The 15113-nt window shown below is 63.9% G+C and carries 9 protein-coding genes; 7 read left to right on the forward strand and 2 right to left on the reverse strand.

What is annotated here, in order from left to right:
* Positions 1–71: 71 nt before the first annotated feature.
* The 7 genes from B0G83_RS27775 (at position 72) to B0G83_RS27805 (ending at position 11394) form a co-directional block, all read left to right on the forward strand.
* Positions 72–776 (forward strand): DUF1175 family protein, encoded by a 705-nt coding sequence (locus B0G83_RS27775; RefSeq protein WP_105510606.1) that lies wholly within the window; start codon positions 72–74, stop codon positions 774–776.
* Positions 773–5572 carry an alpha-2-macroglobulin gene (locus B0G83_RS27780; RefSeq protein WP_105510583.1) on the forward strand — a complete coding sequence of 1600 codons (4800 nt, stop codon included), beginning with the start codon at positions 773–775 and terminating at the stop codon, positions 5570–5572. Before B0G83_RS27775 ends, B0G83_RS27780 begins: the two co-directional genes overlap by 4 nt.
* 11 nt (positions 5573–5583) lie before the next feature.
* Entirely contained in the window at positions 5584–7356 is a 1773-nt protein-coding gene (locus B0G83_RS27785; protein ID WP_105510584.1) for a DUF2300 domain-containing protein, read from the forward strand.
* Positions 7357–7496: 140 nt separating this feature from the next.
* Complete coding sequence (locus B0G83_RS27790; RefSeq protein WP_105510607.1) at positions 7497–8264, forward strand: YfaP family protein; 768 nt, start codon at positions 7497–7499, stop codon at positions 8262–8264.
* A 22-nt stretch (positions 8265–8286) separates the two neighbouring features.
* Positions 8287–9084, forward strand: a complete 798-nt coding sequence (locus B0G83_RS27795; protein WP_105510608.1) for a YfaP family protein — start codon at positions 8287–8289, stop codon at positions 9082–9084.
* A 134-nt stretch (positions 9085–9218) separates the two neighbouring features.
* Positions 9219–10325, forward strand: coding sequence for a YjgN family protein (locus tag B0G83_RS27800; protein WP_105510585.1), 1107 nt, complete (start codon positions 9219–9221; stop codon positions 10323–10325).
* 7 nt (positions 10326–10332) lie between these two features.
* Positions 10333–11394, forward strand: coding sequence for a M48 family metallopeptidase (locus tag B0G83_RS27805; protein WP_181157103.1), 1062 nt, complete (start codon positions 10333–10335; stop codon positions 11392–11394).
* A gap of 264 nt (positions 11395–11658) precedes the next feature.
* Here the strand turns inward: B0G83_RS27805 and B0G83_RS27810 are convergent, their stop codons facing one another.
* Both B0G83_RS27810 and rpoD read right to left on the reverse strand, forming a co-directional pair.
* On the reverse strand, positions 11659–12156 hold the full coding sequence (locus tag B0G83_RS27810) for a PRC-barrel domain-containing protein (protein WP_105510587.1): 498 nt from the start codon (positions 12154–12156) through the stop codon (positions 11659–11661).
* A gap of 291 nt (positions 12157–12447) precedes the next feature.
* Complete coding sequence (rpoD, locus tag B0G83_RS27815) at positions 12448–14445, reverse strand: RNA polymerase sigma factor RpoD (protein ID WP_105510588.1); 1998 nt, start codon at positions 14443–14445, stop codon at positions 12448–12450.
* Positions 14446–15113 lie beyond the last annotated feature (668 nt).

Genomic DNA, 15113 nt, shown 5'->3' on the forward strand with positions numbered 1-15113 from the left:
TGCGCTCAGTTCGTGCCCTTGGCGCGGCGTTGGCCAACCACGCGCCTGATTGCGCAACGTCGCGCGCCTTCGTGGCGCCCGCGGCGTGCTCGGTGCCGCGTCGCGCGTGGCTGGCGCGCGCGGCTGCCACATTCGTGCTGGCGAGCCTCGCGCCCTACGCGCACGCGCTCACCGGTACCACCGCCTCGCCCGATCCCGACGCGCTCTCGCCGCAACAATCCGCTGCATTTCGCGCGTGGTTCGTGCGGATCGTCGATCAGCAGATGCGGCGCGGCCCGACGCCACGCTGGACGCAACGCGACTGCGCGGGCCTTGTGCGCTTCGCGGTCGGCGAGACGCTTAAATCGCACGACACCCGCTGGCTGCGCGCCAACGGCATGACCAGTCTGGCGGACACCGGCAGCATGCCGCCCGAGCTGCAACTCTCCGCGTCGCAGCGCACGCTCGCGAATCGCTGGACGCAACTCGACGGTTCGACCGGCGCGTACGCGTCGGCGATCGCACTGATTCAACGCAACAGCCGTTTTGTCTCGAAGGACGTCAACCAGGCGCTGCCCGGCGATCTGTTGTTCTTCGACCAGGGCGACGACCAGCATCTGATGATATGGCTGGATCGCTACATCGCTTATCACACAGGCACCGTCACGCCGACCGATCCCGGTTTGCGCGCCGTCGCCGTTTCCGACCTGATGCAATGGAAAGATTCCCGCTGGCAGCCGCTCGACGGCAATCCGAATTTCGTTGGCGTGTTTCGTTTGGACTTTTTGACACCATGAACCGAATGAACTCCGTCATGCCATCGACTGGTTGGTTGAATCGTGCGCGCAATCGCGCGGCCGTCACGCTGGCCGCACTGCTTGCCGCCATGACCTTGGCGCTCGCACCGTCCGCTTATGCCGACGACAGCGCGTCGGCAGCCGGCGCCGCCGATAACAACATCGCCGCGAATCCAACCCTGCGTGCCGCGCCGACCAGCAACTTCAGTTCGCAGAAAGTCGACGGCCAGCCGTTCTTCCTGCTCTCGGACGCGAGCTTCGGCAGCGATCAACTGGCGCAGGTGCGCCTGGAAGCGCCCGGCCGCGAGTACAAGGACGCGCTGCAGGCATACGGCGGCGCGGACATCGTCGTGTATCGCGTCGCGAAGCCGCTGGACTTTCTGAAGGCGCAAAAGAATCTGCATCGTGTGAATGTCGCGCCGAATTATCAGGGCGAAGGGCTCGCGAATACGCTCGCGTATCTGTGGGACCGCTGGTTCACCGAAGCGCGCCGCGCATGGCAGCGGGTGTTGTCGTTCGCGACGCGCAGCAAGGCGACCGAAGCGGCACCGCAATTCAAGCTCGGCGAGCAGACCGGCAAGGCAACGCAGTTCGAGCCGAACGCGCAATTCGCGCCGCTGAAGGGCTATGACATCGTCGCGCGTTTCCGTTATCCGATCTGGGACGCGAAAGTGATCGAGTCGCCCAAGGGCGTGAATCTGGAGGGCAGTAGCAGCAACTTTATCGAAGCCAGTTCGGGCAACGTGATGATTCCGGTCGGCAAGCTGCCGCCGGGGCTGTATATCGTCGAGGCCGTGATCGGCAACTATCGCGCACATACGCTGCTGTTCGTGTCGGACACGGTGGCGGTCGTTAAAGCGGCGTCGAGCGGCATGCTGGTGTGGACCACGCGGCGCGACAACGGCAAGCCGGTCGCGAATACGGACGTGAGCTGGACCGATGGCGTGGGCGTTTTGCAAAGCGGTACGACCGGCAACGACGGCGCGCTGATGTTGCAACACGTGAGCCCCGAGCGCAGTTACGTGCTCGGCGCCGATCCGCAGGGCGGCGTGTTCGTCTCCGAGAATTTCTATTACGACAGCGAGATCTACAACACGAAGATCTACGCCGTGACCGACCGGCCGATGTACCGACCCGGCGATCCGGTACATGTGAAGTTTATCGGCCGCACGTTCCAGAACGCGACGCAATCCACCGCGCCCGCCGAAGCCGACATCAAGCTCGACGTGCTCGATCCGAACGGTGCGCCGGTCGCGACCAGCAAGGTGCATTTCGCGTCCGACACCGGCGCGGACACCGCCTTCACGCTGCCCGCCGACGCCACCGCCGGCGGCTACACGCTGCGCTTCGATTACAACGGCGACGTCTACGGCAGCGCGTTCCGTGTCGCCGAATATGTGAAGCCGCATTTCGACGTCAACCTATCGATGGACAAGGCCGACTACGCGACCGGCGAGCCATTGAAGGGCAAGATCCAGTTGCGCTATCCGGACGGCAAGCCGGTGCGCGACAGCAAGATATCGGTTACGTTGCGCGCGCAGAAGGTCACGATCGTCGACGGCGAACTGCGGTACGCGGGCCTCTTTCCGGTCAAGCTCGAACAGCAGGAGTTGACGACGGATAGCGACGGCAACGCGAGTCTCACGCTGCCGGCGGCGAAGGAACCGAGCCGCTACGCGTTGACGCTGTTCGCTCAGGACGGCGCAGCCTACAAGGTGCGCGTAACGCGCGAAGTGCTGATCGCGCGCGGCGCGACGCCGTATCGGTTGACGACCGTGAAGTCGTTCTCGCAGCCTAAGGAAGCCGTCAACTTCGACCTGCAGGCGCTCGGAGCGCTCGACCCCGCGTCGCATGCGCCGGCCAAATGGGAATGGACGCGCCTCGAATCGCAGACGCATGGCGAAGGTGCGCTGAAGGGCACCGCCGCGGGCGGCAAATTGTCGTTCCCGGTGCAGTTCGACGAACCGGGTTCGTACATGCTGTCCGTCAAAGACGACCAGGGCAATCTGCTCGCCGCCGCCAGCCATTGGGTCGCGGGCGACGGCTTGAAAGCGATTCCGGGCAGCGTCGAAATCGTGTTCGACCGCGACCGGTACAAGATCGGCGACACCGCCGAAGCGCTCATCACGTTCCCGATGCCGGTCGACGACGCGCTGCTGACGCTCGAACGCGACAACGTCGAACATCGCGCGCTGCTGTCGGCGGGCGGCGACTGGTTGCAACTGCAACGTGTCGCGCCGTCGCAATGGAAGGCGCGCATCAAGGTCGGCGCGGAGTTCGCGCCGAACATGACGTTTTCCGTGCTGTACGTCCATGCAGGCGAGTACGTGTTCCAGAACGCGGGCATTGTCGTCGCGCAGCCGCAGATCGAGCTGAACGTGAAGAGCGACAAGCCGGTGTATGGCCCGGGCGACACGGTCACGCTGAATTTCGACAGCACGTTGAGCAGCAAGCCGGAGGCGGCGAACCTGACGGTGAGCGTGGTCGATGAAATGGTCTACGTGTTGCAGCCGGAAATCGCGCCGAATATCGTCGACTTTTTCTATCACCCGCGCCGCAATAACGGGCGAACCTCGTCGAGTCTGTCGTTCATTACGTACGACCTCGCGCGTGCGCCGCTGAAGGGCGCGCCGGGCGGCCCGCAACGCGCGAACTACAACGAGCGCGGCGTGAAGGTGCTCGAACGGCCGCGTCGCGACGATCAGGACACGGCCGCGTGGGAAGGCAACCTGAAAACCGACGCGAACGGTCACGCCACGATGACCTTCAAGATGCCGGACTCGCTCGCGCGCTGGCGCATCACGGTGCGCGCGGCGGCGCCGGACGGCATGGTCGGGCAGCGCACCGCGTACGTGCGTTCGGACAAGGCGCTGTATCTGAAGTGGAGCGGGCCGTCGCATTTCCGCCTGAACGATCAGCCGACCGTCGACATGATCGCCTTCAACCAGACCGACGCGGACATGGATGCGCAGTGGCTGGTGGACGGCGGCGGTCTCTCGCTGAATCAGAAGGTCACGCTCAAACGCGGCGCGAACTATCTGCGCTTGCCGAGCGGCGCGCTGAAGGCCGGCGTGATCAACGCGAGCTTGCGCCGTGACGGGAAAGACGTGGACCGCTTGCAGACCACGATTCATCTCGACGCCAGCGGCTGGCTCGATCTGCATCAGAACACGGTCGCGCTGGACGGCTCGAACAAGCCGCTCAATTTGCCGCAAGACGCGCAGGACGTTAGCGTGCGTTTTATCGGCAGCGCGGCCAGCCAGTTCATGCGCGTCGCCGACGATCTGATCAACTATCCGTACGGATGCGCCGAACAGACGTCAAGCCGCTTGATTCCGCTAGCGCTCGCGCATGATGCGATCGGCCACGGCGATAACGCGAGTTCCACGCAAGGGCTCGAAGCGCTGCTGCGCAATCAGCGGCAGCGTCTGGCGATGCTGGCGGGTGTCGGTGGCACGTTCGGCTGGTGGGGCGATACCACCGGCGGCAGCGCGCTGATCACGGCCTACGCGTATTACGCGGACTGGCTCGCGAGCCGCAGCCTCGGCATCAGCTTGCCCGCCGACAACTGGCAGCACGCCATGGACGTGTATCGCGATGCCGGCGCGAAAGAACCGCTGTTGCACCGCGCGCTGGCGTTGTGGTTCATGCAGCAGATGGGCTTGCCGGTCGCTACGCCGGTTTCGGGCGTCGCGTCTGATTTGTTGAGCGATGCCGCGGCGAGCGCCAATGCGCCGGCTGCGGCAGACAAAGACCCGGCGTATGGCGCATCGGACTCGATCGTCTTCGCGCAAGCCGATTCGCCGCGCGGCAAGCAAATGGCGATGCTGCTGATCGCCACGATGGCGCGCGGCACGAACGCGCAACTGCCGGACGGTTTCGACACCGCCGCGAACGCCGCGCGTACCGCGTTGACGAACGATCCGGCGCCGCTAGTGCAAAGCCTGCTGGTAATGACCGGTGGCGATAGCGGTGCGGCGGTGGACACGTCGGCCTTGCTCGCGAAGAGCAGCGCCGATTACCCGACGCTCGACCGTGCGCTGACGTTGTTGTGGTTGCGCAAGGGGCTCGGCGCCGACGCGCCGGTGGGTACGCTGCCGTCGCTGCAAGGAGCGGGCTGGACACGGGCCACCACGCCGACCGGCACGCCGCTGTGGAAGTGGAGCGGCGCGAGTCTGCCGACCACGCTCGACGCTGGCGCGCCGCGAACCGACGTCAACGCGCTGGTCTCGTTCCGCAGTCACACAAGCGAGGACAGCCGTCTGAACATCACGATCGAGCGTCATTTCTACAAGCTCGAACCGCTGGACGTGAAGACCGATCCGAAGAAGGGCGAAAGCGCCGAGAGCCAGTTGGGCCGCGCGACGTTCACCGCGAAGCGCGTCAAGTCGGGCGACGCGATCGACAGCAACGCGCTGTATGTCGACGAAGTCACGCTCACGCCGCGCTCGGGCAATGCTTACCACTATGGTTTGCTGGACGTGCCGCTGCCGCCGGGTGGCGATGTCGAAGCGACTAGCTGGGGCGTGTCGATCGACGGTCTGCCGGGCGAGAAGGAAGGCGTGAGCGGTCCGCAGCCGTTTGCGCGCGCCGCGTCGTACGAGATGGGCGAACTGGCGTATCACCAGCCGGTGCCCTTGCTCGACCGTCCGGTTACGTTGCGGCAACTGGTGCGTTTCGCGTTGCCGGGTACGTTCACGTTGCCCCCCGCGCGCTACTTCCGCATGTATCAGCCGGACGCGAAGGCGTTCGAAGGCGGCAAGAGCGATCGCGTGAATACGCTGCGCATCGAGTAAGCGAGTCCATCATGCTCCGCACGCTTCGGCCTACCCGTGATCGTCTGGTGACTGCGCTGCGGGTTGCGCTCGTCGTCGGCGCGGTGACGTATGCCGCTGCGCCGGCGTCGGCCGCTGCGATGTCAGTGGCATCTCAGGTGGCGTCTCAGGCGCCGTTGCTGCGCTTCGCCTGGCTGCGCGACGGCCGGAGCCAACTCTGGCAGGCCAGCACCGACGGCCCGGCAACCGGTCTTGCGCCGCAAGCCGCGCAAGCGCTGCCGGCCACGCTGGAAACGCCGCTCGGCAGCGTGTGGAAGTTGTTCGTCTACGCGTATCTGGTCGATCGCAACATCGCCACGCCGGATTACACCTGCAACGGTGGCGATCGCGAGGAAGTGTATTGCTGCATGACGGGCGGTCATATCGACCGTGAACATGCTCTGATGCAATCGTGCGGACTGTTCTTCGAGCCGGCGCGCCTGCAACTCGATTCCGCCGACTGGCGCAAGTATTGGAGCGCCGCTCACGCACCCGCCTGGCTGCGCGATCTTCACGCAATGACGCCGGCTCGCCGCGTGCCGGTAGGCGATCTGCTCGTCGCGTTGCAAGCGGTGCCCGCCCGGCCGCGTGAGGCGGCGTCGAGCACGCTGGTGTCGGTGCTAACCAGCGGACGCGGCGAAGGCACGGTGGCGCTTTACGGCAGCGTGCTGCGCGCCAAAACATGGACCATGCCGGATCCGGCGCGGCCGGGTGCGTCGATCGGCGGGGCAGCGGGCTGGCTGGCCGACGGCACGCCGGTGTGGCTCGGCGGCCAGGGCGGTAGTCCGCGCGTGCTCGCGGCCGCCGCGCCGCGCATCGCGCCGCTGCTGACGCAAGTCGCCATTCCCGACGACGGCGCGTGCGTGCTGGTCGATTTTTTCAGCCGCTATCCGATTCGCGAAGTACTCGGCGACAGTGGCCCGGCTGCGGCGCCGGATGGGCCTTTGCGCGGCGATTTCCGCGTCGGTTTCGTCAACGGCAATTGGGTGCGGGTGACGAGCCGCGGCGAGTTGCGGCTCGATCGCGATGCGGGCGGCGCGCCGCAAATAGTCGGTCGTTTCGGTATGAACGACTACGTGGCGCGTGTGGTCGAGCGGGAAGGCGACACGAGCCAGCCGGAGGCGGCCAAGGCGCTGGCGGTGGCGGCGCGCACCTACGCCGTGCAGCACGGCAATCACGATCACGGCTGTTACCGGATCGACGACAGCAGCAGTACGCAGCGCGTCCTGCCGCGTGCACCGACCGCCGCCGCGCGCCGCGCCGCGGATCTGACCGACGCGCTGGTGCTGACCGGTGTGCCGGTGCAGTATCACCACGACAAAGCCGCACCGGGGCAGATGAGCTGGCTCGCGGCGAAGGCGTCCGCGCAAAGCGGCCAGACGTTCGACGCGATTCTCGCTCGCACCTGGCCGCAAGCGACGCTGACGTCGTTCCTGAGCCCGTTGTCCGGCGACTGCGTCGCGGTGGCCGGCGCGCAGGACTGGCTGCGACGCAACGCGCAACTGTGGGCGCGGCGTCTGGACGGCGCGGCCGGCTACGAGACGCCCGATCTGCCGGCTGTGTGCGAGGTGCGCGAAGGGCGGCCCTATGAGGATGCGCAGCGCAATCGCATCTACATCTATCGGCTACAGACCGAAGAAGATCGCATCGCGCTGACGCATGAATATATTCACCTCGCGTTTCAGCATCATCCGCGCGGCGTCGACGAAGAGTTCGTCGAACGCACCGCGCGCATGCTGATTCGTACCGACAATCCGATCCAATGAACTTCGCTTCACGTTCGCTTTCATGTTTGTGCGGCCGGCCGGTTCCGCCGAGTCGCGTTCGGATACGCGCCGCGCTGGCGCTCGCGGTTTCGTTTGCGGTTTCGTTCGCGTCGGCTTCGGCCGTGGTGCTGGCTGCCACGATGACTGAGGCGCGTGCAGCCGATACCGGTGGCGCCATCGCCGATCTCACCGGCGCTTTCGGCGGCTGGCGGCATAGCGGGCTGACGAACGAAGGCGAGCATTTCGTCGCCGCGTATCCGCGGCCGCCGGTCGATCGTGGCGCGCAGCGCTACCGCACGCTGATCGAAGGGCGCCTGAAGCACATCGACAAGCACGCGCGCAAACCGCCTACGCTGGTCGTCAACGGCAACCCGACGCCGCTCTATACCGACGACGAGGGCGCGTTCGCGCGTCCGTGGGCGTTCGGCGCGGGCTCGAACAGCATCGAGCTGATTTCCGCCGACGGCAAACAGCACCAGCGCATGCAGTTTTACGAAGCCGACCACAGCAAGCCGCAGGCGAAATTGCGCGCGATCGTCACGTGGGACGATCCGCATGCCCAGGTCGATCTGCACGTGATCACGCCCGATGGTCTGCACGCGTTCTTCGCCAACCCGACACTCGACGACGGCAGCGGCTTCGACGTCGATTCGGTGGACGGCGCGGGGCCGGGGATTTTTTCGTCGGCGGCGCCGGAACACGGCACGTGGCTGTTCTTCTTGAATTACTGGGGCAACTTCGATTCGACCGGCTATAACTTCGACGCCGCCGCGCACGATCGCGACGTGATCACGGCGACGCTGACACTGGTATTCAATGAAAATACGCCGAACGAACGGCGTGAAACGATGATCGTGCCGCTGCGCAAAATCGGCGATCTGATGCTCGTGAAAAGCGAGCGACTTTGACAGCGGGATGGGAGCGGTGAAGATGACGTCCAGAACGACGCGGTGGATGAAGGCGGCTTGTGGTGTGCTGGTCGTCGCTGGCTTGCAGGCGGCAAGCGTGGCGCGTGCGAGTGATATCGACTTTGCCGCGCCGTTGAACGGCTGGCGCAACACCAGCGGCGACACCGAGCGTTACACGCAGGACGTGCATTACCCGGCCGTGTCGGTGCAGACGCCGGAAGGCCAATCGAAGTTCGCGCTGATCGAAGGGCAGATCCGCAACACGCCCAAGAAGAAGGGCACCTCGGTCGGCACGCTGGTGGTGAACGGCACGCCGCTACCGCAGCGCGTGGAAGAGGACGGCAAGTTCTCGCGCCCTTACGCGTTTCCTTCCGGCAGCAACGGCATCGAGCTGCGTGCGCCGGACGGCACCCGTAAGCGCGTGCAGTTCTACGACGCATACAGCGGCAAGACCCAGCCGAAGCTGCGCGTGCTGCTCGCGTGGGACACCGACGGCACCGATCTGGACCTGCACATCGTATCGCCCGATGGCGTGCATACCTGGTACGGCGACCGCGTGGCGCCGAACGGCGGCTCGCTCGACGTGGATGTGACGACCGGCTATGGACCGGAGATTTACTCGTCGGCCGCGCCGTTGAAGGGCACCTATCTGGTTTATGTGAATTACTACGGCAATGGCAATAGCGGCGCGGATATCACGGTCGCGCAGATCACCATCATCACCAACGAAAATACGCCCGACGAAAAGAGCGAAACGATTCGGGTGCCGATGCGCAAACCCGGTGAGTTGACGCTTGTGAAGACGTTTGTACTGCCGTGAAGTGTGTCGTGTGATTGTCTTTAAGACTCCGCCGGTTTTACATTGCCGGGGGAGTTAACCAGGAGCGTAAGTCCGCCAGATCCGTGCGTTCGCGGGTCATCAAAACGTCAATAAATCAGAAGGGGGAAGCAGAAATGAATTCACTCGACCAGAAGCAGCCGCTATTGACCTACGACGGCAAGATTGGGGAGCTGTACGGCATTTTCATCAAAAATCTGCTGCTGCAGATCATCACCTTGGGGATTTATCGTTTTTGGGCGACCACTAATACCCGCCGGTATATCTGGTCGAGAATGCAGTTTCAAGGCGAACGGTTTGAATACACCGGAACCGGTGGTGAGCTGTTCAAAGGTTTTCTGCTGGCGATCGCGATTCTGATCGGCGCGGTTGTCGGCGCGGGCGTTCTCAGCGCGATTTTGCACGTATTGACCGGCAGTGCCTTGCTGGCCGCGTTGCCGATGATCGCCTTCTACATCCTGATCGCGGTGGTCGCGGCGGGTGCCTATTTCAGCGCGCAGCGTTACCGTCTGAGTCGCACGCAGTGGTGCGGGATTCGCGGCGGCATGACGGGTTCGTCGCTGGTCTACGGTGGCTATGCGCTGCTGTACGGTCTGCTGTGCATCGTCACGCTGTGGCAGTTGTTGCCTTGGGTGTCCATGCGACTCGCCGAGCGCCGCATTAACGCGAGCAGCTTCGGCAGTCAGCAATTCCATTTCCAGGGTCGCGCCGGCGCGCTGTATGGCGCGTTCGTCGGGACGTTCGTAGGCGTGGTCGCGCTGTTTGCCGTGCTCGTCATGATTTTCTTCAAGAGCTTCATGTTGCTGCTGCCGTTCGGTCATGCGCCGCTGAAGGCGGGCGACCCCGGCGCGGCCGCGGCGTTCGGCTCGGTGTTTCTGTTTTATGTGTTGTTCATCGTCGGCGCGCTATTGATTCAGTGCGCCTATCTGGCGCTCGTGACACGCCATGTGATGGGCAATACCACGCTCGGCTCGCAACTGCGTTTCGGCAGCACCATGACCGGGAAGCGTTTGCTCGGCATGATGCTGGGCAATCTGGCGATCGTCGTCTTTACGCTTGGGTTGGGGCTGCCTATCGTGCTGCATCGCGTGATGCGCCTGGTGGCGGATACGGTTCAGGTCTCGGGCCAACTCGACCCGCAGACACTCGGTCAAAACGATCAGGCGCCGCCGCGTACCGGCGAAGGCATGTTGAACCTGCTCGACCATGGCGGCGCGTTCTGAGCGCGGAATGATGGCGACGGGCTCCGACGCGGCGCGCTCCGTTGAGACGCGCTATTTCGATGGGCGCAGCGCGGCGGCGTATAGCGCGACGCTGCGTTGGAGCGGCACGTTTCTGTCGATCGACGGTGTCGCTGGTGAGCTGGCGGTCTGGCCGCGTGCGCGGCTGATCGTCGGCGAGCCGGATCCGGACGGCAGAGTCGCGTTGTCGTGCAAGGGTGAGTTGGGTCGCGTGTCGACCGGCATCGACGCTTTGCCGCCTCAGATTGCCGCACAGGTCACGACGCCGCGTAAGCGGCGTCGGCAGTATTTGGGCTGGGCGATGGTCGGCGTAGCGACACTGGCGGTGGCGTTTGCGCTGGTTACGACATTGCCGGCGGTCGGCGCGGCACTGATGCCGCGTAGTGCCGAAAACCAGCTCGGCGAGATGGTGGAAACGGTCGTGGTCGGCAAGCATCGGGTGTGCGTCGGCGCTGAGGGACAACGCGTGCTCGAGCAGCTCGAAGCGCGGCTGGCGCGCGCGGCGGGCATCGCGCAACCGGTGCGGCTGGTGGTGATCGACAGCAAAACGGCGAATGCGCTGACGTTGCCCGGCGGGCGCATGGTCATCATGCAGGGGCTGATTCAGCGGGTTGGCAGTGCCGATCAGCTGGCGGGCGTGATGGCGCATGAAACCGGACATATCGCGCGACGCGATCCCGTGGTCGCGCTGTTTCGCGGCGCGGGAATCGGGTTGATCAGCGCCACGCTGGGCATCAATCCTGGATTCGTGGATGTGTCGTCGCTGGCCGGGCGATTGGTCAACTTGTCGTATAGCCGCGATATGGAGCGCCTCGCCGATGCGAACGGCGTCGCCTATCTGCAAGCGAGCGGATTGCGCAGCGACGGGCTGGCAGGTTTTTTCGCGTTGACCGAAAAGCGCGAGGGCAGCGCTAGCGCGGCGATTGAGTTTCTGTCGGATCATCCGCGGACGGCTGATCGTGAGAAACGCAGCCAAGGTTCGCCGCTCGGCGAAAGTGCGTTGACGGCGCAGCAATGGGCGGCGGTTCGGGACATGTGCGCGAAACCGTGACATTGCGGGGCTCGTTGGTTTTGCGTTGTTGCGCCATTGCGAGCGCGGTCGTGCAAGTCAATGCGATCAATGCGTTACGTGAGTCATGCTCAGGTTGTCCACAGGCTTGCGAACAATTTCTGTGGACAAATGGAGCGGTGGCCGTCGTGGCTGCTTTGCTTTGCTTTGCTTTGCCTTGCCTTGCCGCGAGCCGTTCGGACTGCTTTGACCGCTTCGATCGGTTGACGTTGGCTCGGCGCGCTGACGTTGCCGGTGCTTCCCTCTTCAGAAGTTCGAGTCCGCTTCCCTGTTTTCCACGACATCTCGCGTCGCCGTCCAATACGGTTGGCGGTCGTAGTAGGCGTGCACCGTCGCACCCCATTGCATGTCCGCCATCGACGGCCAGTGATCCTTATCGAAACCCGGCGCGCTTTTGATCCGCTCGGCAGGGGCGTCGAGCACGAAGCATTTGTCGTCGGTGTCGAGCGTGAGCGTGCTCCACGGTATTGCGTGTAACGTGTCGCCCATGCCGAGAAAACCGCCGCTCGATAACACCGCGTAAGCGATTCGTCCGCCGCGTACGTCGAGCATGATGGCCGCGATTTTGCCGACGTGTTCGCCGTCGGAAGAGATGACCTTGTTGCCGTCGAGCGTCGAGGCGGCCATGACTTCCGGACCGGGACCGTCGCCGACGCCAAGGCCGACGATGGCGGCGCCTTGGGTGGTAGCGGAGGTGTTGGCGGTGCCCGCGACTGCCGGGTTTTGAGGGGTGAGCGAGGCCATGATGGCTCCCTTATGGAAACGCTTGTGTAGCGGGTGCGCAATGCACGTGCCTGTTGGGGGCGGGAGTGGTGGTGAGGTGCGACGGTGTGGCGGGTGATGATGGGCCGAGTGTTGCTGGTATGCGGCGGGATGGCGGTGGGAGGGGCGAGGTTGCAGCTGTGAGGCGGAGAGTGCTGCGGAGGTGATGCAGGAGCGGCTTGCGGCAGGGACTTGCAGAAGGGTCTTGCGAGAGGGTCTTGCAGGCGAGGCCGCTTGCCGTGCAAGGCGCACGGCAAGCGTAAAACAGACAGCTTAACGGTCGAGGAACGACTTCAGACGATCAGCGCGGCTCGGATGCATCAGCTTGCGCATTGCCTTGCTTTCGATCTGACGAATCCGCTCGCGCGTGACGTCGAACTGCTTGCCGACTTCTTCGAGGGTGTGGTCCGACTTCGTGTTGATGCCGTAGCGCATGCGCAGCACCTTCGCTTCACGCGGCGACAGCGAGTCGAGCGCGTCGTCGATGGCGGCGCGCAAGTCGGCTTGCATCGCGGCGTCGGCCGGTGACGAAGCCGCCGAATCTTCGATCATGTCGCCGAGCGTGGCATCGCCGTCGTCGCCGACCGGCGTTTCCATCGAGACCGGCTGCTTGGCGATCTTCAGAATGCCGCGGACCTTTTCTTCAGACAGTTCCATGCGTTCCGCCAGCACCGACGGATGCGCTTCCTGACCGGTCTGCTGCAGGATCTCGCGCGAAATGCGGTTGAGCTTGTTGATCGTTTCGATCATGTGCACCGGCACGCGAATCGTACGGGCCTGGTCGGCGAGCGAACGCGTCACGGCCTGGCGAACCCACCACGTTGCGTACGTGGAAAACTTCCAGCCGCGACGGTATTCGAACTTGTCCACCGCCTTCATCAGGCCGATGTTGCCTTCCTGGATCAGGTCGAGGAACAGCATGCCGCGGTTCACGTACTTCTTCGCGATCGAGATCACGAGACGCAGATTCGCCTCGATCATTTCACTCTTGGCCTTGCGCATCTTCGACTCGGCCGCAACCATCTGACGATTGATTTCTTTCAGATGCTTGAGCGGCAGCGAAACGGTGGCTTCGATTTCGATCAGTTTTTGCTGCTCGGACTGAATGGCCGGCAGATTGCGCTCCAGCGCCGCGCCGTACGACGTGGTGCCGCGCGCTGCGCGTTCCGTCCAGCCGAGATCGGCTTCATGACCGCCGAACGACTCGATGAACTTCTCGCGCGGCATGCCGCTCTTCGCGACGACGATTTGCAGTATGTTGCGTTCGATCGCGCGAACCTGTGCGACCTGGTGCTGCACGTCGCCGCACAGACGGTCGATGGTGCGTGCCGTGAAGCGGATCTTCGCGAGGTGCTGCTGGATCTCTTCGCGTGCGCGCAGATAGGCCTTCGAGCTGACGTCGCCGCGCGTGTGCGAAGCGTTCATCTGGTCGGACAGCATGCCGACCTGGGCGAAGATTTCGAGGCAGTCGCTGGTGAGTTGCTTCAAGCGTGCTTCGTCCGCTGCGGACGAATCGGCCGGGCTAACGTCGTCGCTGTCGTCTTCTTCGTCGCTTTCCGCGTCCGTGTCGACGTCGGCTGCGGCCTCGGCGCTGGGGGCTTCTTCTTCGGCGGCGACCGTCTCTTCATTCAGACCGTCGACCATTTCGTCGATGCGCAGTTCGCCGTCCGCGACCTGCTGGGCGCTCGCGAGAATGGCGGAGATCGCCAGCGGGCAAGCGGCGATCGCCTGCACCATTTCGTGCAGGCCGTCTTCGATACGCTTGGCGATGGCGATTTCGCCGGCGCGGGTCAGCAGCTCGGTTGCACCCATTTCGCGCATGTACATACGCACCGGGTCGGTCGTACGGCCGAACTCGGAGTCGACGGTCGACAGGGCGACTTCAGTTTCCTCGTCCGCCTGATCGTCCGACACCACGGCGGGCGCGTTCGAGTTAAGCAGCAGTGTTTCGGCGTCTGGAGCCTGCTCGTAGACCTGCACGCCCATGTCGTTGAACGCGCTGACGATGCTGTCGATCGCCGCCGTCTGCGCGAAGTTGTCGGGCAGGTGGTCGTTGATCTGGGCGTGGGTCAGGTAGCCTTGCTCCTTACCCAGCTGGATCAGCGCGCGCATCTGGCGCTGACGTTCTTCTGCCTGCTGCGGCGGCAGTTCGGCCGCCGCCACGGGGATCGCTTTGCCGGCGCCCTTGCCCTTGGCCGTACGGCCCGAAGGGGCTTTGGGGGTGTAGCTGGCGTTTTCGTGTTGCGAATCTTCGCGATCAAAAGGGTTCACGTATTCTCCTCTAGAGGCTTCGCTATGAGACGCAAGACGCGACCGTCAGGCGTTTCGAGCATGGCTCAACATCACCTGAGTGACTCAACGCGGTTGTTTGGCTGTTGCTCTGGGGAGCAAAAAAGATGAGCCCGCTCGAAGCGGGCCGATAGAAATGTGCGAAATTCGCGCGGCTCGCATTATAGCTGAGCTTGCGCGTTCGCGCTCATTGTGTGCACAGGAAATTGTCATGCACGGTGTCAACAGGTCCGTTCGCAGCCCGCCGGTCACACGCGGTGGGGCGTGTTGAGGTCGATACACCAAGGTATGTGCGGATTGGTCGATTACAAGCTCCTCACTATAGAGGAACCTGTTCGTCCGCACACGACGCGATCGGTTCCCTCTGCTCTATATGGAGGGAGGATGTTTCTGGCGTCGATGTGGGCATCGTCAAAAGAAAATTCACGCAAGGGGGTTGACGACACGTCAGTCGTTCTTCATAATCTCGTTTCTCTGCTGCAGATGCAGCGACGCAGAACGAAGCAGTGCCGGTAGTTGTGAGGTTGACGACGCGGGTGCGGCTCCGGTAGTGAGTGCGTAATCGATCTTTAAAAATTAACAGCCGATAAGTGTGGGCGCTTGATGCGAGACGCGAGGCGGATCTTTCGGGATCTGCCGCAAAGCGAAAG

Origin of the sequence: Paraburkholderia sp. BL21I4N1 (genome assembly GCF_002973525.1) — a bacterium.
Classification (GTDB): Bacteria; Pseudomonadota; Gammaproteobacteria; order Burkholderiales; family Burkholderiaceae; genus Paraburkholderia.

Excerpts from the sequence above, each read along its gene's own strand:
- B0G83_RS27780 (WP_105510583.1), top strand. The coding sequence starts at position 773 with ATGAACCGAATGAACTCCGTCATGCCATCGACTGGTTGGTTGAATCGT.
- B0G83_RS27785 (WP_105510584.1), top strand. The coding sequence starts at position 5,584 with ATGCTCCGCACGCTTCGGCCTACCCGTGATCGTCTGGTGACTGCGCTG.
- B0G83_RS27790 (WP_105510607.1), top strand. The coding sequence starts at position 7,497 with ATGACTGAGGCGCGTGCAGCCGATACCGGTGGCGCCATCGCCGATCTC.
- B0G83_RS27795 (WP_105510608.1), top strand. The coding sequence starts at position 8,287 with ATGACGTCCAGAACGACGCGGTGGATGAAGGCGGCTTGTGGTGTGCTG.
- B0G83_RS27800 (WP_105510585.1), top strand. The coding sequence starts at position 9,219 with ATGAATTCACTCGACCAGAAGCAGCCGCTATTGACCTACGACGGCAAG.
- B0G83_RS27805 (WP_181157103.1), top strand. The coding sequence starts at position 10,333 with ATGATGGCGACGGGCTCCGACGCGGCGCGCTCCGTTGAGACGCGCTAT.
- B0G83_RS27810 (WP_105510587.1), bottom strand. The coding sequence starts at position 12,156 with ATGGCCTCGCTCACCCCTCAAAACCCGGCAGTCGCGGGCACCGCCAAC.